This window comes from Micromonospora sp. NPDC047465 (genome assembly GCF_040643125.1).
Lineage (GTDB): Bacteria > Actinomycetota > Actinomycetes > Mycobacteriales > Micromonosporaceae > Micromonospora.
In genome coordinates this window covers 30,833-53,051 of record NZ_JBEYTP010000029.1, presented here as the reverse complement: position 1 = coordinate 53,051, position 22,219 = coordinate 30,833, and the positions used below count along the sequence as shown (strand labels likewise).

Sequence of the window (22,219 nt, the reverse complement as noted above, 5' to 3'; positions counted from 1 at the left end):
GAATCCCTTGCATCTCTTTGAGTTCCAGCCAGTAGCCAGTTAACACCGCGACACCCGCACCGCGCCCCCTAGGTTCTGCCCGGTGGGGTTTCCCCCAGTACTCGAAGGACCGGCGGCGAAATTAGGCTGATCACGCCTTAATCCCATGGTGGAGCGTCCGTATAACGACGAGAGGAAATCGCCGTGCCATTCGCGCAGGGCCATGCGCACGCCATTTCCGCCCCACTACTGGACCACGTCGTGGTATTGCTCGACGGGGTCACCTTCCAAGAGATATTCGCCTGCGACATGCTGCGCGAACAGTTCGCCCGGGTGAAACCGAAGAACGTCACCAGCTCGGTCGCCGGGCAGTACTCGGCACTCGGGGTGGCTGGCGAGAACACCCTGCTGGAGTTGTTCGACGGCGCGCTTCCCGGATCGCACCGCCTCACCGGCGGGCTGGTTTTCTCCTTCGAACACCCCGGCTCTGTGCAGCGGGCCCGGGAGGTGCTGGACGCCGGCCCCGGCGGTCGCTACGAACTGGTGCACCGCAGCAGCGCCGACACCGGCGAGGCCAGGCCCTGGTACCACATGCTTCGGGTCGACCTCGGCGAGGACAGCCCGCTGCTGATGTTCCTCAACGAGGTCACCGGGGAGTACTTCGACTCGGTCTCCGCCCGCCGGGGACCCGACGGGGAGCTGCTGCGCAGCGGCTACCTCGACGCGGCCTTCGGCGCCGGGACCCACGACCGGCGGTGGCTGCGCGACATCACCGCGGTCACCCTGCGGGCCCGCCCGCAGCGGGCCGCCCGGATGGCCGACGCGCTCACCGCGATGGGCTACCGGCTCACGCCCGCCCCGTCCGGGCTCACCGGTGATGCCGCCTCCGACACCGGCCCGACGTACCGGATCACCGGCCCGGGCGTCGACATCACCCTCGTCGGCTCGGCCACCGCCCCCGAGGGGGTTCTCGACATCACCACGGACCTGCACGAGGCACCGCAGCGGCACCAGGAGTTCGTCTTCGGCCGCACCTCGCGGTTGGTCCTACGGCAGGACGGCACCGCCCACTGGACGTTCACCCCACCGGCCGGAGGATAGGTACGTCGATGCCCGGCGATTCTGTGCTGTTCCACGAGGCGGTCCTCGCACACGCCGCCCGTACCCCCGACGCGATCGCGGTGGAGTCCGCCGACCGGTCGCTGAGCTACGCCGAACTGGCCACGCACGCCCACGGCATGGCACGCCACCTGCGCCGCCACGGCGTAGGGCCCGACGTACCGGTCGGGATCGCCCTGGACCGGTCGATCGAATCCGTCGTCACGATGCTCGGCACCCTGCTGGCCGGCGGCGCCTGGGTGCCGCTCGACCCGTCCTACCCCGCCGAGCGGCTGTCCTACATGCTCACCGACTCCGGCGTGGGCCTGGTCGTCGCAGCGAGGTCCACGATGGATCGGCTGCCCGCCGGGCGGGTACGCCGCGTCGACCCGGCCGAGGCGGTGGCGGACTCCGGGCCGACACCCGATCCGCCGCCGCAGCCGCCGACCGGTCGGCACCTCGCCTACTCGATCTACACCTCGGGGTCCACCGGACGTCCCAAGGGAGTCCTGATCAGTCACGGCGGCCTGGCCAACCTGGTCCGAGCCCAGACCGACGCGTTCTGGGTGGGCCCCGGCGACCGGGTCCTCCAGTTCGCCCCGTCCAGCTTCGACGCCTCGGTGTTCGAGACCACCATGGCGCTGGCCACGGGTGCCACCCTGGTCCTGGCGGACCGGGCCGCCATCGCCCCCGGACCGGACCTGGTCGCCACCCTGCGGACGCGCCGGATCAGCCACCTCACGCTGCCCCCGTCGGTACTGGCCGTCCTGCCCGACGAGCCCCTGCCCGACCTGGCCGTGCTGATCTGCGCCGGTGAGGCGCTCCCCGCGTCGCTGGTGCGGCGTTGGGCTCCCGGCCGGCGCATGTACAACGCCTACGGCCCCACCGAGGCCACCGTCTGGGCCACCCTGGCACAGGTGCACGCCGACGGCCGACGACCGTCCATCGGCGTACCGGTCACCGGCGTTCACGTCGCCGTGGTCGACCCCGACGGCCGTCCGGTACCCGACGGCGAGGTCGGTGAGCTGGTCATCTGCGGAGCCGGCGTCGCCCGGGGCTACCATGCCCGGCCCGCGCTGACCGCCGAGCGGTTCGTCCCCGACCTGGACGGTCCGCCCGGCGCACGCGGGTACCGCAGCGGCGACCAGGTGCGCCGCCACCCCAACGGCACCCTCGATTACGTCGGCCGCATCGACCACCAGATCAAGCTACGGGGGCACCGGGTCGAACCGGACGAGGTGACGGCCGTGCTGGCCGGGCATCCCGCCGTCACCGACGCGATCGTGGTCGCCCGGGGCTCCGGCGACGGCACCCGCCTGGTCGGGTACGCCGCCAGCGACCACGACCCGACCGAGCTGCGCGCCTACCTCACCGAACGGCTGCCCGCGTACCTCGTGCCGGACGTGGTGGTCACCCTCGACGCGCTGCCGCTGACCGTCAGCGGCAAGATCGACCGGTCCGCCCTGCCCGAACCCGACCGGGCCAGTGCCGGCCTCACCGACATCGTCGCCGTCCCGCGCACCGGCACCGAGCAGCTCCTCGCCGGGTTCGTCGCCGACCTGCTCGGCCATACCAGCGCCACGGACGCCGCGCCGGCCGACCAGCGCCTCGGCGTGCACGACGACATCTTCGCCCTCGGCGCCAACTCGCTGATGGCCGGCCGGCTCGCCGCGCGGGTCCGCGCCGAGCTCGGTGCTGAACTGCCGGTCGGGGTCATCTACCGATCCCCCACCGTCGCCGCCATGGCCGCCGCGCTCGACGACGCCGACGACACCGAGCGCGCACCCAGCCCACCGCCGCTGCGCCCGGCCGCACCCGACGCGGTCGTGCCGCTGTCCCTGCCCCAGGAGCGGATCTGGTTCCTCGACCAACTCGACCCCGGTAACCGGGCGTACCACGCCCAGGCCACCATCCGGCTGCGCGGGCAGCTCGACCGGGCGGCACTACGGGCCGCGCTCAACGAGATCATCCGCCGGCACGACATCTTCCGTACCGGTTTCGTCGCCGGTCCGGACGGTCCCGAGCAACGCACCGCGGCCCACTGCGCCATCGATCTCCCGGTGGTCGACTTGTCCGCGTACGACGAGCCGGAGCGCGGCCAGCGGGCCGAGCAGACCGTGGCCGAGTACCTGCGCGAACCATTCGACCTGGCCAGCCCACCGCTTGCCCGGTGGGCGCTGATCCGGCACGCCGTTGATGACCACACCCTGGTCCACGTCGAACACCACCTGGTCCACGACGGCTGGTCCTTCGCCGTCTTCATCGACGAGCTCACCGCCCTCTACGGCAGCTACGCCGCCGGTCGGGAGCCGGACCTGCCGCCGGTGGTCTGCCGCTACCGCGACTTCACGCTCTGGCAGCGCGGGTGGATGCGGGGCGAGGCGCTCGACCGGCACCTGTCGCACTGGACCCGGGAACTGGCCGGCGCACCGCACGAGCTGGCGCTGCCCCTGGACCGGGCTCGCCCGCTGACCCAGAGCTTCACCGGCGCGTCACTGCGGATCGACCTGGCCGGCGAGTTGTGTGCGCGGCTGCGCGCGTACAGCCGCCGGCACGGGGTCACCCTCTACGCCACCATGCTCGCCGGCTTCGCCGCCCTGCTGAGCCGCTACGCCCGCCAGGACGACATGATCATCGGCAGTGGCGTGGCGAACCGGCGGCTCGCCGAGACCGAACGCATGATCGGGATGGTCGTCAACACCCTGCCGCTGCGCGTCGACCTGTCCGGCCGTCCCGGCTTCACCGATCTGGTCCGCCGGGTGCACACCCGCGCCGCGCGTGCCTACGAGTGGGCCGACGTGCCGCTGGACCGGTTGGTGGAGGCCATCGACCCGGTGCGCGACCCGTCCCGCAACCCGCTGTTCCAGGCCATGTTCAGCTTCCACGACTCCCCCATGCCGCGGCTGAGCTTCGCCGGGCTGACCGGCACCGTCCTGGAACGCCACAACGGCACCGCCAAGACCGACCTGAACATCGTGGTCCTGCCCCGCGCGGAACAGCACGCCGGGCACGGCCACCGCGACGACGCCGCGGCGATCACCCTGATCTGGGAGTACGCCACCGCCCTGTTCGACGCGTCGACCATGCGACGGATGACCGGGCACTACATCCGGCTGCTCGACGCGGCCATGACCGACCCCGACCAGCCGGTCGGCCGGTTGCCACTGCTCGACACGGCGGAGCAGGACCGGATCGTCCACACGTACAACCGCACCGCCGCCGCCTTCCCAGCGGACCGTACCGTGCCCGAACTGTTCGCCGAACAGGTGGCCCGGCGACCGGACGCCCCCGCCGTCGAGTCCGCCGGGCAGACCCTCAGCTACGCCGACCTCGACGCCCGCGCCGACCGGCTGGCCCGGCTGCTGCGCCGCCGGGGTGTCCGCGCCGACACCCCGGTTGGTGTCCTGTTCGAACGCGGCAGTGACCTGATCACCGCTTTCCTGGCCGTCCTCAAGGCCGGCGGCGCGTACGTCCCGCTCGACCCCGGCTACCCAGCGCAACGGCTGCGCTGGCTGCTGGCGGACTCCGGGGCCCGCGTGGTGGTCACCCGGGCCGACCTGGCCGGGCTGCTGCCCACCGACGACGTGGACGTGGTCACCGGCGACGACCCGCAGGCCGGGCCGGAGGACCAGCTCGACGCCGTCCCGGAGTCCCCCGCCCGCCCGGACAGCGCCGCCTACGTCCTCTACACCTCCGGCTCCACCGGCCGACCCAAGGGAGTGGCCGTCGCACACCACGCGATCCTGCGCCTGGTCTGCGGCACCGACTTCGTCCGGTTCGGCCCGCACGAACGCATCGCCCAGGTCGCCGACGCGTCCTTCGACGCGATCACCTTCGAGGTGTGGGGCGCCCTGCTGCACGGCGGCACCGTCTGCGTCATCCCCCGCGACACCATCCTGAGCCCGGGTCACCTGGGCGACGAGCTGCGTCGGTCCGCCATCACCACCATGTTCCTCACCTCGGCCCTGTTCAACGAGGTCATGGCGCATCGGCCGGACAGCTTCGCCACCATGACCAACCTGCTCGTCGGCGGGGACGCGCTGAACCCGGTCCGCATCCGTCAACTACTGCGCAGCCCGCACGCCCCGGCCCGGCTGCTCAACGGCTACGGCCCCACCGAGACCACCACCTTCGCCGTGGTGCACCACATCACCGACCTGCCCGACGAGGCCACCTCCGTACCCATCGGCCGACCCATCGCCAACACCACCGCGTACGTGCTCGACGACGAGCTGCGCCCGGTGCCCGAGGGCGTACCCGGTCAGCTCTACCTCGGTGGTCCCGGTCTTGCCCGGGGCTATGCCGGCCGGCCCGCGCTGACCGCGCAGCGGTTCGTCCCCGATCCGTTCGACGCCGACGGCTCCCGCCTCTACGACACCGGTGACGTGGTGCGCTGGCGCACCGGAGGGGTACTGGAGTTCCTCGGTCGGATCGACAGCCAGGTCAAGATCTCCGGCTTCCGCATCGAGCCGGGCGAGGTGGAGAACACCCTGCTCGACCACCCTGCGGTGGCCGGCACGGCGGTCGTCGTCGACAGCCAGGCCGGTCGACGCCTGGTCGCCTACGTCGTTCCCGCAGCCGGCCAGGCCGAGCCGAGCGCCACGGACCTGCGGGCCTGGCTCGCCGAGCGGCTGCCGCCCTACCTGGTGCCCGCGGCGTACGTGTCCCTGGCCGCCCTCCCCCTCACGGAGCACGGCAAACTCGACCGGGCGGCCCTGCCCGCCGCCGAGGTCGAACGCATCAGCCTGCGGGTGGCCTTCCGTCCACCACGAACCGACACCGAGCGGACCGTCGCCGCGATCTGCGCCGACCTGATCGGGCTCGACCAGGTCGGCCTCGACGACGACTTCTTCGCCCTCGGTGGGCAGTCCCTGCTCGCCATGCGGCTGGTGGCCCGGGTGAACGAGACGTTCGGCACCGACGTGGCACTGGCCCGTTTCCTGCGGACCCCCACCGTCGCCGATCTGGTCGCCGCCCTCGACACCCGTACGCCGAACGGCGGTGCGGCTGGGCCGGGCGGCATCGCAGCCGGTAACTGGCACCAGATGGAGGACCTGTTGCAGAACCTCGACCAACTCACCCCCGAGCAGGTCGACCAGTTGCTGCACGACTTCGCGGACAACGAGGCGGACCGATGAGTGACACCGGCACCGACGCGCGGCGGGCCCTGCTGGCCCAACACCTGACCCGACGGCTGGCCCAGCGCAGCCACCCGCTGTCCTACCCGCAGCAACGGCTGTGGTTCCTCGACCAGCTCACCCCCGACAACCCCGTCTACAACATCCCGCTGGGCTACCGCATCCGTGGCCGACTCGACATCGACGCCCTGCGGCAGGCCCTGACCACGGTGGTACGGCGGCACGAGGTGCTGCGTACCGTGTTCCGGGCGGTGGACGGCCAGCCGCGCCAGGTCGTGCTACCACCGGCGGAGACACCCCTGGCCGTGCTCGACGTGGCCGACGCCGCCGAGGCCGAGGCGCTGGCCGGGGCCGAGGCGCGTACCCGCTTCGACCTGGTCAACGGCCCGCCGCTGCGGGCCACCCTGTTGCGGCTGGGCCCGGAGGACCACTGGCTGTGCCTCACCGTCCACCACATCGTCTGCGACGGTTGGTCGCTTTCCATCATCGAGCGGGAACTGACCGCCGCCTACAACAGGCGGCAGCTACCCGACCTGCCCGTCCAGTACGCCGACTTCGCCGAATGGCAGAGCGGTCACCTGACCGGTGCCACCCTCGACCGGCTCGTCGACCACTGGCGGGACCGGCTCGCCGACGTACCGCTGCTGGCCAGCCTGCCCACCGACCGGCCCCGCCCGCCCACGCAGACCTACCGCGGCGCGCACCTGGACCTGCGCTTCGACTCCGATGTCACCGGGACGGTGACCGCGCTGGCCCGGCAGGCCGCCGCGACCCCGTTCGCGGTGCTGCTGGCCGCCTTCGCCATCGTCGTGCGGGCCCACACCGGTACGGCGCAGGTCGTCGTCGGCTCGCCGGTGGCGGGCCGGCAACGCCCCGAGATCCAGCCACTGGTCGGCTTCTTCGCCAACACCCTGGTCCAGCGCATCGACCTGAGCGGCGCCCCGACCTTCCGGCAGCTCGTCGAGCGGACCCGCGACGAAACCCGCGATGCCCTGGCTCACCAGGAGCTGCCGTTCGAGAAGCTCGTCGAGGAGTTGCACCCGAGCCGGGACCTGGCCCACAACCCGCTGTTCCAGGTGCTGTTCAGCTACCACGACACCGACGCGGCGGGGCTGGCCCTGCCCGGCTGCACGGTCACCCCGGTCCCCGGTGACACCGCCACCGCGAAGTTCGACCTCACCCTGTCCCTCACCCGGCGCGGGCCGGACCTGACTGGTCGCCTGGAGTACAGCACCGACCTGTTCGATCCCGACAGCGCCGAACGGATGGCCGCCCGCTTCCGTCAGGTCCTCGCCGCGGCTCTGGCCCGTCCGGACACCCCGGTCGGCCAGCTCGACGTCCTGACCCCGGACGAGCGCCACCAGCTGCTCACCGAGTGGAACGCCACCGGCGTCGAACGCCGCACCGACGTGCTCGTCCACGACCTCATCGCCGCGCAGACCCGGCGCACCCCCGACCAGGTCGCCGTGCGGGACGCCGGCCCCGGCGACCAGCCCGGGCTGACGTACCGCGAACTCGACGAGCGCGCCGAACGCTTCGCCGCCACGTTGCGCGGCCACGGCGTCGGCGCGGACGTGCCGGTCGGTGTCCTGCTGCACCGCGGCACCGACCTGGTGGTGACCCTGCTGGCCACCCTCAAGGCCGGCGGAGCATACCTGCCGCTGGATGCCGCCCTGCCGGCCGACCGGCTCACCTTCATGGTCGCCGACTCCGGTGCCCGGGTGGTGGTCACCACCGACCACCTCGCCGGCCGGCTGGGCGGCCTGCCGGTCACCACCGTCGCCCCCGGCACCCCACCCGCCGACCCGGCACCGACCGGGGCGGCCGGGCCGGCGCGCGCCGACGACCTGGCCTATGTCATCTACACCTCCGGATCCACCGGACGTCCCAAGGGTGTGCTGGTCACCCACCGCAACGTGAGTACCTTTTTCGCGGGGATGGACCGCGAGTTCGGTCCGGACGCCGACGGCGGCCGGGACCCGATCGGGCCGACCTGGCTGGCGGTGACCAGCGCCTCCTTCGACATCTCCGTGCTGGAGCTGCTGTGGACCCTCACCCGTGGCTTCGAGGTCGTCGTCCGGGGTGACGAACCCACCTCCGGCGCCGCGACCGCCACCGGCGCCCCGGTGCCCGCCGAGGTGCAGGCCCGGCCGATGGACTTCAGCCTCTTCTACTTCGGCGGTGACCAGGGCGGCGCCGCCGACAACCGGTACCGGCTGCTCGTCGAGGGCGCCCGCTTCGCCGACCGGCACGGGTTCACCGCCGTGTGGACCCCGGAACGGCACTTCCACGACTTCGGCGGGCTCTACCCGAACCCGTCGGTCACCGCCGCCGCCATCGCCACCATCACCGAACGGGTGCAGATCCGGGCCGGCAGTGTCGTCGTACCGCTGCACGACCCGCTCCGGGTCGCCGAGGAGTGGGCCGTGGTGGACAACCTCTCCGGCGGGCGGGTCGGCATGTCGGTCGCCTCCGGATGGCAACCGAACGACTTCGTCCTCGCTCCGGAGCGGTACGCCGACCGGAAGAACCTGATGCTGGCGGGCATCGACGAGGTACGCCGGCTCTGGCGGGGCGAAACGGTCAGCCGTCCGCGTCCCGGTGGCGACCACGTCAGCGTGCGCGTGTACCCGCCACCGGTGCAGCCCGAACTGCCCGTCTGGGTCACCAGCGCGCGCAGCCCCGACACCTTCCGGATGGCCGGTGAGATCGGGGCTGGGCTGCTCACGCACCTGCTCGGCCACTCGGTCGAAGAACTCGGCGAGAAGATCACCATCTACCGCAGGGCCTGGCGCGAGGCCGGCCACGCCGGCTCCGGCCACGTCACCCTGATGCTGCACACCTTCCTCGGCACCGACACCGAGCACGTGCGCGAGCTGGTCCGCGTGCCGCTGTACGGGTACCTGAAGAGCTCCTTCGACCTGCTCTCCGGTCTCGGCGCGGTGTCCGGCAGCAGCAGCGACTTCCGCGCCCTGCCCGAGGAGGAACTCGACGCCCTGGTCGAGCAGGCCTTCGACCGGTTCTTCGACACCGCCGCCCTGCTGGGCACCCCCGAGGCCGCCGCGGACCTGGTGGACCGGCTCAAGGCGATCGAGGTGGACGAGGTCGCCTGCCTGATCGACTTCGGGGTCGACCACGACCACGTCCTAGCCGCCCTACCGCACCTGCGGGCCGCCCGGGACATCAGCGAGGAACGCCGTCGGGTGGCGTTGGCCGACGAGCCCGTCGCCGTGCAACTGCGCCGCCACCGCGTCACCCACCTGCAGTGCACCCCGTCGCTGGCCGGTGTGCTGGCCGAGGATCCCGACACCCGCGCGGCGCTGCGTGCCCTGCGCCGCCTGGTCGTCGGTGGGGAGTCGCTGCCCGCCGCGCTCGGCGCCGACCTCGCCGGCCTGGTCAGTGGCGGCGTGCACAACATGTACGGCCCGACCGAGGCGACCGTGTGGGCGAGCACCCAGCGGGTCACCGGTGACCGGCCGGTCGCCGCGACCGTGCCGCTCGGCCGTCCTCTGGCCGACGTACGCGCCTACGTCGTAAACGCGGACCTGCGGCCCACTCCGGTCAACGTGCCCGGTGAACTGCTGCTCGGTGGTCCGGGCGTCACCCGTGGCTACCACGGCCGCCCCGCGCTGACCGCGGAACGCTTCGTTCCCGACCCGTTCGCCGCCGACGGTTCCCGCCTGTACCGCACCGGCGACCTGGCCCGTTGGCGCCCCGACGGCACGCTGGAGTTCCTCGGTCGGCTGGACCACCAGGTGAAGATCCACGGCCATCGCATCGAACTCGGCGAGATCGAGAATGTGCTGGCCGCCCAGCCGGACGTCCGTGCCGCCGTGGTCGTCGTACGCGGTGACGGTGCCCGCCGCAGCCTGGCCGCCTACTGCCAGCCGGCCCGCGCCGGCAAACCGGCACCCGACCCGGCTGCCCTGCGGGCCGCGCTGGCCCGCGCACTGCCGGACTACATGGTGCCGGCCACCGTCACCGTCCTCGACGAGCTGCCGCTGACCTCCAACGGCAAAATCGACCGCAACCGGCTGCCCGACCCGCACACCGCCGGGCCCGACCGCTACCTGGCTCCGCGGACCGACATCGAGCAGACCATCGCCGAGGTGTGGGCTCAACTACTCGGCCGCGACCGGGTCGGTCTCGACGACAACTTCTTCCACCTCGGCGGCAACTCGCTGCTGGCGGTCCAGGCCAGGGCCCGGCTGTTGGCCCGCGACGTGACCGGGTTGTCCCTGGTGGACCTGTTCCGCTACCCGTCGGTACGCGCGCTCGCCGCCGCCTGCGCCACCACCGGCGACCGCCCCGACGCGCTGGCCGGGACCCAGCAGGCCGCCGGGCGACGCGCCGCCGCCCTGTCCGCCGCCGTATCACGCCGGGCGCGAAGGAGCTGACCGGCCGTGACCGCATACCTGGACAGCACCGGAACCGCCCCGGACGGCGGTCCGCCCGACGGGGTCGAACCGATCGCGATCATCGGCATGGCCTGCCGGGTACCCGGTGCCGACACCGTCGCCGGCTTCTGGGCCAACATGCTCGACGGCGTCGGCTCGATCACCCGCTTCACCCCCGACGAACTTCGCGCCGCCGGCGTGGACCCGCACCTGCTCGCCGACCCCGAGTACGTTCCGGCGGGCGCGATGATCGACGACGCCGACCACTTCGACGCGGAGTTCTTCGGCTACAACGCCGCCGAGGCCGAGACGATGGATCCGCAGCAGCGGGTCTTCTGCGAGACCGCCTGGGCGGCCTTGGAGGACAGTGGCCACACCCCGGACCGCACCGACGGCGCCGTCGGCGTGTTCGCCGGCATGTTCATGAACAAGTACCTGATGGCCAACCTCGCCACCAACCCCCGCTTCCAACGTTCGGCGATGGCACCCCTGGCCCGCATCTTCAACGACAAGGACTTCCTGGCCACCCGGGTGGCGTACCTCCTCGACCTGGACGGCCCCGCGTACACCGTGCAGACCGCCTGCTCGACCTCCCTGGTCGCCACCCACCTGGCCTGCCAGTCCCTGCTGACCTACGAGTCGGATCTGGCGCTCGCCGGCGGGGTGGCGATCAACCTGCCGCTGAAGGCCGGCTACTCGCACACCTACGGCGGGGTGTTCAGCCCCGACGGGCAGTGCCGGCCCTTCGACGCCGACGCTGAGGGGACCGTACCGGGCAACGGCGCCGTGGCCCTGGTGCTGCGCCGGCTCTCCGACGCCCTGGCCGACCGGGACCACATCTACGCGGTGATCCGGGCCAGCGCGGTCAACAACGACGGCGCGGTCAAGGCCGGTTTCACCGCGCCGAGCGTTGACGGGCAGGCCCGCGTCGTCACCGCCGCGCACGCCCTGGCGGCGGTCTCGCCGGGCAGCATCGGCTACCTGGAGGCCCACGGCACTGCCACCCAGGTGGGCGACCCGATCGAGGTCGCCGCGCTCACCCAGGCGTTCCGCCTCGGCACCGTTCGGCGGGGCTTCTGCGCCCTCGGCTCCGTCAAGGCCAACATCGGCCACCTCGACGCCGCCGCCGGAGCCGCCGGCCTGATGCGCGCCGCCCTGGCGGTACAGCACGGACGGATCCCGCCCATGCGGAACTTCCGCTCCCCCAACCCCGACCTCGACCTGGACACGTCGCCCTTCTACGTGCCGACCCGCGTCACCGAGTGGTCGGCCGGTGCCGGACCACGCCGCGCCGGGGTGAGCGCCTTCGGGGTCGGCGGCACCAACGCCCACGTGGTCCTGGAACAGCCACCGCCCATCCCCGACCCGGCCGGCACGGCGCCCGCGACCGGCTGGCACCTGGTACCGCTGTCCGCGCGCAGCCGCACCGCCGTCGACGCCGCCACCCGCCGGCTGGCCGACCATCTGGAGGACCACCCGGACCTCGACCTGGCCGACGTCGCCTTCACCCTCCAGGACGGGCGGCATGCCTTTTCGGTACGCAGGTTCGCTGCCTGCGCCGACCTGACCGACCTGGTGGCCGTGCTGCGGGGGGAGGACCCGCACCGGCTGGTCACCCGCACCGCCCCGGAGTCCGTCCACCGGGCGGTGTTCATGTTCCCCGGCGGCGGCAACCAACACCGGGACATGGGTGTCGACCTCTACCGCAGCCAGCCGGTGTTCCGCGAGGAGATCGACCGCTGCGCCGCCCTGCTCCGCGACCGGCTCGACGTCGACCTCACCGCGCTGCTGTTCCCGGGCGGTGGCGGGTCGGGACGGGGACGCGCGCTCGGCCGCGCCGAGGGACCCGGCGTGGTCACCGCGCTGTTCGCCGTGGAGTACGCGCTGGCGATGCTGTGGATGTCCTGGGGCGTGGAGCCGGTCGCCCTGCTCGGCCACAGTCTCGGCGAGTACGTCGCCGCCTGTCTGTCCGGGGTGTTCACCCTCGGCGACGCGCTCGCCGTCACCTACGCCCGTGGTGAGTTGTTCGCCCGAATGGCCCCGGGCCGGATGCTCGCCGTACCGCTGCCCGAGGCACAGGTCGCGGAACTGCTCGACGAGAGGCTGTCGATCGCGGCGGTGAACACACCGGAGCTGACCGTGGTGGCCGGCCCGGACGACGACGTCGCCGCCCTCGACCGGCTGCTGGCCGGCCGGGGCGTGGACTGCGGGCGGATCAACGTACCGGCGGCGAGCCATTCCTGGCTGGTCGAACCGATGCTCGACGAGTTCACCGCCCGGGTGAAGGAGTGCGACCTGCGTCCACCGCACACCCCGTTCGTCTCCTGTGTCACCGGCACCTGGATCCGCGCCGAGGACGCCACCGACCCGCACTACTGGGCGCGTCACCTGCGTCAACCCGTACGCTTCGCCGACGCGCTGCGGACCGTCCTGGCCACGCCCGACCGGGTGCTGCTGGAGGTCGGGCCCGGGCGGGCGCTGACCGCGCTGGTACCCGGACAGCGGCTCGCCCCCACCCCGGCCGCGGTCGCCTCGCTGGGCCACCCCCGCGACCGGCTGCCGGACACCGCGCACCTGATGGCCGCGGTGGGCCGGCTCTGGCAGGCCGGGGTGAGCGTGGACTGGCCGGCGCTGCACACCGCGCGGCCGGCCCGACGGGTCAGCCTGCCCGGCTACCCGTTCCAGCGCCGCCGGTACTGGGTGGAGCCGGGGGCGACCGCCGTCGGCGCCGACGCCGGACCGGCCGCCGCCCCCGACGTCTCCGCCGCCTCGGCCTCCGGCGTCGACCCGGACGACGCACCGGACGACGGCTACCTCGGCCCCCGTGACGAACGGGAACGTCAGGTCGCGCGGGTGTGGTGCGACCTGCTCGGCGTGGACCGCGTCAGCGTCACCGACGACCTGTTCGACTGCGGCGCCCACTCCCTGATGATCACGCAGGCCGCCCGGGAACTACGCCGTCTCGGCGCGCCCCAGCTCACCGCCCGCGACGTCCTGGCCAGCCCCACCGTCGCCGGGCTGGCCGCCCGGATCGAGGCCGCCGTGTCCGGGCGACCGCTGATCGAGGTGCGCGGCAGCGGCCCCGACCTCGCCGCCGAGGTCGTCCTCGACCCGGCGGTCGCCCCTGACGAGGACGCGCCGGCCCGCACCGGGCCCCCTCGGGTGGTGCTGCTCACCGGTGCCACCGGGTTCGTCGGCGCGTTCCTCTGCGCCGAACTGGCCCGGCAGACCAGCGCCGAGATCGTCTGCCTGGTCCGGGCCGCCAACCCCGAGGAGGGCACCGAACGCCTGCACGCCGCCCTGACCTCCTACGGCCTGCCGATGCCACCCGCGCACCGGCTGCGCGTCGTCCCCGCCGACCTGGCCAGACCCCGACTCGGCCTGGCGCCGGCCGATTTCGACGCCCTCGCCGACGAGGTCGACGCGATCTACCACTGTGGTGCCTGGGTCAACTTCGTGCGCCCCTACCGGTCCCTCAAGGCCACGAACGTGCGCGGCACCGAGGAGGTACTGCGGTTGTCCACCCGGGGCCGGCCGACGCCGGTGCACCACATCTCCACCCTGGCCGTGCTCGCCGGAGCCGTCGCCGCCGGCGTCGGGCAGATCCACGAGGACGACCCGCTCCCGCCGCCGGTGGGGCACGACACCGCCTACAGCCAGAGCAAGTGGGTCGCCGAGGGTCTCATCGGCCTCGCCCGGGAACGTGGCGTACCCGTGTCGGTCTACCGGGCCGGTGCCGTGCTCGGGGACAGCCGCACCGGCGCGACCAACCGGGAGGACTACGTCACCAAGGTCATCCAGGGCTGCCTGGACCTCGGTCTGGCCCCCGCCCGCCGGTACGCCTTCGCCGCCGCCAGCGTCGACTACGTCGCGCGCACCGTGGTCGCCCTGTCCCTGCGGCCGGAGACCCTCGGCGGCACCTTCCACACCGTCAACCCCGACCCGCTGGACTGGAACGACATGTTCACCCACCTGCGGACCTGCGGCTACCGGGTGCCGAGCGTCGACTGGCAACGCTGGCACCACCAGCTCACCGAACAGATCGAGGCCGACGAGACGTCGAACAACCTCGCCCCGCTGATGGCGATGCTCGGCGACACCCCGGACCGGGACATGCCCCGGATGCGCTGCGACAACGTCTGGTCGGCGCTGCCGGCCGGCCTGGCCCGTCCACCGGAGCTGGACGCCGCGTTGTTCGCGCGGATGCTGGGTTTCCTCGCCCGGGGCGGGGTCCTGCCCGCGCCGCCGAACGCCGGTCCGGACCGTCCCGGCACGACGCCGGCCGTTTCCCCCGCCGCCGCCTAGGAGGAACTGCTCACATGACCATGCTGTTGACCGGCGCCACGCTCATCGACGGGCTCGGCGACGAACCGGTGACCGACCGGGCCGTACGGATCGACGCCGACCGGATCACGCAGGTGGGGACCCGGGTTCAGGCCGACGGCGCCGACCTGGTCGACCTGAGCGGGCTGACCCTGCTGCCGGGGCTGATCGACGCGCACACCCACGTGGGCTACTCCAGCGACGTCCACGCGATGCTCAACGGGCAACTGTCGGTGGCCGAACGGGCCGCCGACATTTTCCGCAACCTGCGTGAGACCGTGGACGCCGGGTTCACCACGATCCGTGACTGTGGTGGCCTCGACCTCGGGGTGCTGCGTACGGTGCGACGAGGGCTGGTACCCGGTCCCCGGATCTGGGCCGCCGCGGTCGCGCTGTCCCAGACCGGCGGTCACGGCCGGCTGGGTTCGCCGCTGGCCCCGGCGGGCCCGTCGCCCCTGTCGGTACGCGGCCTGACCGGGATGACCCCCAACGCCGACGGCGTCGAGGAGGTCCGCCGAGCCGCCCGCGAGTGCTTCCGTCAGGGCGCGTCGTTCCTGAAGATGGCCGTCACCGGCGGGGTCATCTCGGTGTCCGACTCGTTGGAGGACACCCAGTACACCGTCGAGGAGATCGCAGTCGCCGTCGCCGAGGCCCGCGCCCGCAACACCTACGTCACCGTGCATGCCCACAACGGCGCCGGTATCCGCAACGCCGTCGAGGCGGGCGTGGGCTGCGTCGAACACGGTACCGGCATCGACGAGGCCACCGCCGCGTTGATGGGTGCCCACGGCGTGCACCTGGTGCCCACCCTGGCCATCGCCGAGACGATGCGTACCGACTCCGCGCGGCAGGGACTCGCTCCCGGTTTCGGGGACCGGGTCGGCGACACCGCGCAGCGCATGATCGACGCCATGCTGCTGGCCCGCGAGGCCGGCGTGCTGGTCGGCTCCGGCTCCGACCTGATCGGACCGGACCAGAACCACCGCGGACTGGAGCTCGCGCTCAAGGCCCGCGTCCTGGGGCCCATGGCGGCGATCGTCTCGGCCACCTCGGTCAACGCCCGCATCATGCGGGTCGCCGACCGGGTCGGGTCGGTCGAGGTGGGCAAGCTGGCCGATCTCGTCGCGGTGGACTTCGATCCGCTCGGCGAGCCGCACCTGTTCGAGGACCCGGACCGGGTCGTCCTCGTCGTCCGCGACGGCGAGATCGTCAAGGACACCCGCAAGTGACCCCGGCGCCGCGCGGACACCCGCCGATGACCGCCGCGGCGGGGCCGGCCCGGGCCAACGGCCGGCCGGCCGGCGCCGTCGCCGACCTGCGCGCCCCGACCACCGCCGAGAAGGTAACCGAGCTGCGCCGCCGACGCGCCGAGGCGGAGCAGCCCGGCTCCCCGCGGGCCGCCCGCCGGCTGGCTGCCCGGGGCCGGATGACCGCGCGGGAGCGGATCCTGGCGCTGCTCGACCCCGACTCGTTCGTGGAGACCGACCGGCTGGCCCGCCGGGACGTCGAGGGGTACGCCGGGCCGCAGCCGCCCGGCGACGGTGTCATCACCGGTTTCGGCACGGTCGACGGCCGCCAGGTGTGTGTCTACGCGCACGACGCGACCCACCGGGGTGGTAGCGCGGGGGCGGTCTTCGGCGCCAAGGTCTGCAAGATCCTCGACCACGCCCTGCACGTCGGTTGCCCGGTGGTCGGCATCAACGACTCCAGCGGCGCCCGGGTGGAGGAGGGGGTGCTGGCGCTGGCCGCGTACGGCGAGGTGGCCCGTCGGATGGTGACTGCCTCCGGGGTGATCCCGCAGATCTCCCTCATCATGGGTGTCTGCGCGGGCGGGGCCGTCTACACCCCGGCGTTCACCGACTTCGTGGTCATGGTGGAGAACACCTCGCACATGTTCGTCACCGGCCCGGACGTCATCCGGGCGGTGACCGGGGAACGGGTCAGCATGGAGGCCCTGGGCGGCGCCACGGTGCACGCCACCCGGAGCGGGAACGCCCACTACGCCGCCGCGAGCGAGGCCGAGGCCATCGACTACGTCCGGGACCTGTTGTCCTACCTGCCGGCCAACAACCTCGACCCGGCCCCGGTCTGGCCACCGGCGTCCCTGCTGGAGCCCACCGCCGCCGACCGGGAACTCGACACGCTCGTACCCGATCGGGCCACCACCCCGTTCGACATGCACGAGGTGCTCAGGCGGATCGTCGACGACGGCGACCTGCTGCCGGTGCACCCCGACTTCGCCCCCAACATCATCTGCGGCTTCGCCCGCGTCGACGGCGTCACGGTGGGGGTGGTCGCCAACCAGCCGCTGCACCTGGCCGGTGCCATCGACATCGACGCCGCGGAGAAGGCCGCGCGGTTCGTCCGCTTCTGCGACTCGTTCAACATCCCCGTGCTCACCCTCGTCGACGTGCCCGGTTACCTGCCCGGTACCGCCCAGGAGCACCAGGGCATCATCCGCAGGGGTGCGAAACTCGCGTTCGCCTACATCGAGGCGACGGTACCGAAGATCACCATCGTGGTACGGCGGGCCTTCGGTGGCGGGTACGCGGTCATGGGATCCAGGGAGCTGGGCGCCGACCTGTGCTTCGCCTGGCCGACCGCGCAGATCGGCGTGATGGGCGCGGCGGGCGGGGTCGCGCTGCTGCACCAGCGTACCCTCGCCCAGGCCGACGACCCCGCGCTGTTGCGCCAGGTTCTCGTCCACGAGTACGAGGACCGGTTGCTCACGCCCTACCGGGCCGCCGAGCACGGCTGCGTCGACGACCTGATCCTGCCGTCGGAGACCCGACCCACGGTCGTCCGCGCACTGCGCGCCCTGGTCGACAAGCGGGTCATCGGTCCGGCCAAGAAGCACGGCAACATCCCGCTGTGACCGGCCGCCCTTGGCGCCGGGGGTGCCAACCACGCCGTGTTCAGTCCCCACGGCGGGGACGCCGCCACGGCGCGGCGGGGCCACGTCCGCGGTGACGGTCCGGGGTGACCCGGCGCCTCGGCGGAAGGCCGCCGGCCACGGGTGCACCGACGGCCCGGGCCACCCTCAGGTCGCTGCCGCCTCCCCGGCCGGCACCGCCGCACCGACCGGCTGCCCGGTGGCCCCGATGAGACGGGCTACCACCGCTCGGGAGGACACGCCGAGCTTGGCGAAGATGTTCGCCAGGTGCATCTCCACCGTCTTCTCGGTCACGAACAGCTCCTGCGCCACGCGCCGGTTCGTCAGACCTTGGCTGACCAGCACGGCGACCTGCCGTTCCCGACGCGTGAGCAGGTTCAGGCCAGCCGACTCCTCGCGGTCGTCCCGGCCCGTACGGCGCGACGAACGCGCCGCGAGGCGACGCCGCTCCAACGCGGCCTGTCGAGCCAGCCGGTGCGCGCCCCACCCCTCGAACGCGGCCTGCACCGCCTTGATCTCCCGGTAGCTGTCGTCGACCAGGCCGAGTGCGGCCAGCGGTCCGACGGCGACCATCCGGGCCCGGGCAGCGTCCACCACCATGCCGGCGGCGGCCAGTTCCCGTGCCGCCACCTGCGCGGTGGCCACCGCCCGCGCCGGGTCGTCGGTGGCCAGCACCTGTGCCCTGGCGAGCAGGGCCAGACCGGTGTGGCCTGGCAGGTCGAGCACGGCGGCGACCGCGTCGGCGCGGTCGGCCCAGTGCGCCGCGACCTCGGTCCGACCGGCGGCGAGTTCCGCCCGCGTCATCGCCTCGCACCAACTGGCCTGCGAGCACAGGTCGGAAGCGGACGGGCCGGGGCTGTCACCGAGCTGCGTGCGGGTCAGGTACGCGGCCACGTTCCCGCCGGCCAGCCCGATCTCCACCAGCAACCGGCGGGCCAACAGCGAGTACGGTCCGTCGGGCAGCACCGGCAGGGCATCCACCTCCGGGTAGGTCTCCGCCGTCGCCCGTACCTGGCTGTCCAACCATGCCCGCAGGATGCGGGCCACGGCGATCTCCCGCTCCCCGCCGACCGCGGTGGCCACCTCCGCCGCCCGCTGCGCGCACTCCTGTGCCTGCGGCAGCCTTCCTTTGACCTGCAACGTCACCACCAGGGCCGCGTAGAGCCGGGCCAGCAGCAGCAGCTGCCCGCTGTGCTGGGCGCCGGAGACCGCCCGGTCCAGGTGGCGTAGCGCGTCGTCGAAGCGCTCGTGCAGTATCTCCGCCTCGATCACCCATTTGGCGGCCCGCAGACTGCGAACGAACTCGCCGTCGAGCATCGCGTCGAGCAGGTCGACCGCCTGATCCAGGCGGCGACGCGCGGCCGGTATGTCCAGCGCGGCGGTGTCCGCCACCGCCAGCAGGGCGAGCGTGGTGGCCTCCGCCGAGCGGGCCTGATGGCGCTGGGCTGCCGTGTACGCCACGGCGGCCAGTTCGCGGGCGACGTCGGCGCGGCCCGCGGCCAACTCCAGACAGGCGAGTTCGAAGCTGAGCATGGCCCGTCCGATGCTCTGGGCGGCGGGCAACGTGGCCAGCTCCGCCCGGGCCAACGCGCCCGCCTCGGCACGTCGGGACAGCGACAGCTCCACCATGACGCAGAGGGCCACCGCATGGGCGCGACGGGTCGTCGGGCGACGTTGGCGCATCTTGAGCGCCTCGTGCAGCGCGTTGCGGCTCGCCACCAGGTCACCGACGACGGCGGCCAACTGGGCGAGGCGGACCAGCAGCACCACGCGTCGCAGGTCGTGGTCGGGTCGATGCGGCAGCAGCCGCAGGGCCACACGGAGCCAGTGCGCCGCGGTGACCGGGGCGTGGTGCTGCGCCGCCATGGCGGCCCGGTGCAGTATCGACACCGCAGTCAGATCGCCGGGGCGGGCGGTGCGGGCGACGTGTGGGGCCAGAGCCTCGGGCGGGGCGCCGCGCCGGCACAGCGCGGCCGCCGCCCGGTCGTGCGCGGCCAGCTGCCAACCCGGGCTGACCGCGTCGTAGACGGCCCGCCACAACACGGCATGCCGGAAGCTGATCAGCCGGCCACCGGCGACCGGGCGGACAACGTCCAGTTCGGCCAGTTCGTCCAACGCACGGTGCACCTCGGCGTCACGGCACTGGCCGATCTGCGCGACCAGCGCCGGCTCGAACACCTCTCCCGCCACCGCCGCCGCGTCGAGGACGATGCGGCTCAGCGGGGAGGTGGCTTCCAGCTCCCCGACCAGCCTCATCCGCAGAGTGACGGGCAGCTCGCCGACGACCACCGAGGCGGTGCTGCACAGCCCGGTGGCGGCGGCGGCCAGCGCGTGCAGGTGCAACGGGTTGCCGCCGCTGTGTCGGTAGACCGCCCACTGCCACGGCGTCCTGCACTGTGGACCGAGCAGGGTCTGCGCGTCCTTCTCGCTGATCGGCCCGAGCGGCACCTCCCGCACCCACTCGTCACCCGGCGCGCCGACCAGCGCGGCGTGCAGGCGTACCGGGGCCTGGCGGGGCCGGTAGGCCAGCACGACCAGCAGTGGCACCGGCGACGGGGTACGCACGAGCTGGGTCAGCAGCGCGATGGTCGCCTCGTCGGCCCAGTGCATGTCGTCGACGAGGACGACCAGGCTGTTGGCGTCCGCGTCGCCCGTCCGGTTGACGAGATCGCGCACCAGTTGGATCGAGGCGGTGGCCCCCGTCGGCGCCTCACCCGGGTCGGTCTTCCGGTTCGCGCAGCGGTCGCAGTCGACCAGCGCGTCGAGCAGCGGGGCCAACGGTTGTGACCGCTGGCCCCGGGTGGCCGAACTGGACACCACCCGGGCTCCCCGGCGACGGGCGAGCTCACCGAACTCGCTGAGCAGCCGGGTCTTGCCGATGCCGGGATCACCGGTCACCGCCACGACCCGGACGCCGGCTCGGCCTGTCGCCTCCAGGGCGCTGCGCAGGACTGCAAGTTCGGGGTCACGACCCACGAACGGGGGCATCAGCACCACTGTCCCGACGCATACCCGCTGCCACCGACTGGTTTCCATGTAACCCCGGGACCAGCCATTCTAGATCGACTCCCGTCTTCGACGATACGCCGCCATCCGCCAATAAGACATTAGCAGGATTCGATTGGCTCTTGTGACATGACTCTCGACGCAAAAGCCGCACCACGCAGCAGACCCGGACCTACGGATGCCCCTGATCCTAGGGAACTCCCCAGTGCCCGACAAACAACCACAAGTCCATAATCGACGTTAGCCATTTATGAGGCGGAGGCATCATTGAGCACCCGGCTGTACGCCCTCCCCGTCGACCAGACGGGCTGGCACATCAAGGCAGGGAACACCACCGTATTCGACTGGGACTACGACGAGAGCCGGGACAAACTGCTCACCCTTTACGAAAAGGGCAAACAGCGGCAGTGGAACGCGGCGGAACGACTCGACTGGACCATCGAAATTGATCATGACGACCCGATGGGCATACCGGAAGAGTCGGTGGCCATCTACGGGTCGCGCACCTGGCAATCAATGAACCGCAGAGAAAAGGCAAACGTCCGGCTACACATGAACTCGTGGCAGTTCTCCCAATTTCTCCACGGTGAACAGGGTGCCCTCATCTGCTCTGCCAAGATCGTGCAGACCGTACCGGACATCGACTCCAAGTTCTACGCCGCGACCCAGGTCGTCGACGAGGCCCGCCACGTCGAGGCGTACTCCCGCTACCTGCGGGAGAAGATCGGCTTCGCCTACCCCATCAATCCGCACTTCAAGGGCCTGCTCAACGACATCATCTCCGACTCCCGCTGGGACATGACCTACCTGGGCATGCAGGTCCTCATCGAGGGTCTCGCCCTGGCCGCTTTCGGGCAGATCCGCGACTACTCCAAGGAACCACTCGCCCAGGCGCTCAACGCCTACGTCATGCAGGACGAGGCGCGTCACGTGGCCTTCGGTCGGCTGGCCCTGCGCGACTACTACCCCGAGCTGACCCAGGCCGAGCGCGACGAACGTGAGGAATTCTGCATCGAGGCCTGCCACATGCTCCAGCAACGCTTCGTCGGCGAGGAGGTCTGGACCGCGCTCGACCTGGACGCCGCCGAGTGCATGGCCTTCATGCGCGATTCCGAGCACTACCAGTACTTCCGATCCAAGCTGTTTTCCCGGATCGTGCCCACACTCAAGGACATCGGCCTGTTCGGCCCGAAACTGCAGCGGGCCTTTGCCGACATGGGAGTGCTCAGCTACCAGGACGCCAACCTCGACCGGTTGATGACCGAGGACGAGAACGTCGCCGACGAGGTCGACAGGCTGCGCCGGGAGCAGGTCGCGCGCGCGATCCGGCTCGGCTCAGAGTCGTCCTAGCGCCCCCACACACCGAGCTTCCGGCCCGAGGAGAT

8 protein-coding genes are annotated in these 22,219 nt (G+C 72.4%); 7 read left to right on the top strand and 1 reads right to left on the bottom strand.

The genetic code is table 11. The features are described 5' to 3' along the window. The first annotated feature begins 183 nt into the window (after positions 1–183). From ABZ793_RS23920 to ABZ793_RS23895, 6 genes are read left to right on the top strand one after another with little or no spacing between them, the layout of a single operon-like run. Positions 184–1,080: a DUF5829 family protein gene (locus ABZ793_RS23920; protein ID WP_350711940.1), complete on the top strand. Its 897-nt coding sequence runs from the start codon at positions 184–186 to the stop codon at positions 1,078–1,080. Between the two features lie 8 nt (positions 1,081–1,088). After that, the gene (locus ABZ793_RS23915) at positions 1,089–6,215 is read left to right on the top strand and encodes an amino acid adenylation domain-containing protein (protein ID WP_357461032.1); all 5,127 of its coding nucleotides are present in this window, start codon (positions 1,089–1,091) and stop codon (positions 6,213–6,215) included. Beyond that, positions 6,212–10,612: a MupA/Atu3671 family FMN-dependent luciferase-like monooxygenase gene (locus ABZ793_RS23910; RefSeq protein ID WP_357461029.1), complete on the top strand. Its 4,401-nt coding sequence runs from the start codon at positions 6,212–6,214 to the stop codon at positions 10,610–10,612. Before ABZ793_RS23915 ends, ABZ793_RS23910 begins: the two co-directional genes overlap by 4 nt. A gap of 6 nt (positions 10,613–10,618) precedes the next feature. Next, the gene (locus tag ABZ793_RS23905; protein ID WP_357461026.1) at positions 10,619–14,917 is read left to right on the top strand and encodes a thioester reductase domain-containing protein; all 4,299 of its coding nucleotides are present in this window, start codon (positions 10,619–10,621) and stop codon (positions 14,915–14,917) included. Positions 14,918–14,931: 14 nt separating this feature from the next. After that, positions 14,932–16,164 (top strand): amidohydrolase family protein, encoded by a 1,233-nt coding sequence (locus ABZ793_RS23900; RefSeq protein WP_357461023.1) that lies wholly within the window; start codon positions 14,932–14,934, stop codon positions 16,162–16,164. Between the two features lie 26 nt (positions 16,165–16,190). After that, positions 16,191–17,810, top strand: a complete 1,620-nt coding sequence (locus ABZ793_RS23895; RefSeq protein WP_357461020.1) for an acyl-CoA carboxylase subunit beta — start codon at positions 16,191–16,193, stop codon at positions 17,808–17,810. A 165-nt stretch (positions 17,811–17,975) separates the two neighbouring features. Here ABZ793_RS23895 and ABZ793_RS23890 read toward each other — a convergent pair whose 3' ends face one another. Beyond that, entirely contained in the window at positions 17,976–20,816 is a 2,841-nt protein-coding gene (locus ABZ793_RS23890) for an AAA family ATPase (protein WP_357461018.1), read from the bottom strand. 285 nt (positions 20,817–21,101) lie between these two features. On the opposite strand from ABZ793_RS23890, the gene ABZ793_RS23885 reads away from it, so the two are divergent. Then, positions 21,102–22,184, top strand: coding sequence for a ferritin-like domain-containing protein (locus tag ABZ793_RS23885; RefSeq protein ID WP_357461015.1), 1,083 nt, complete (start codon positions 21,102–21,104; stop codon positions 22,182–22,184). Positions 22,185–22,219: the final 35 nt, after the last annotated feature.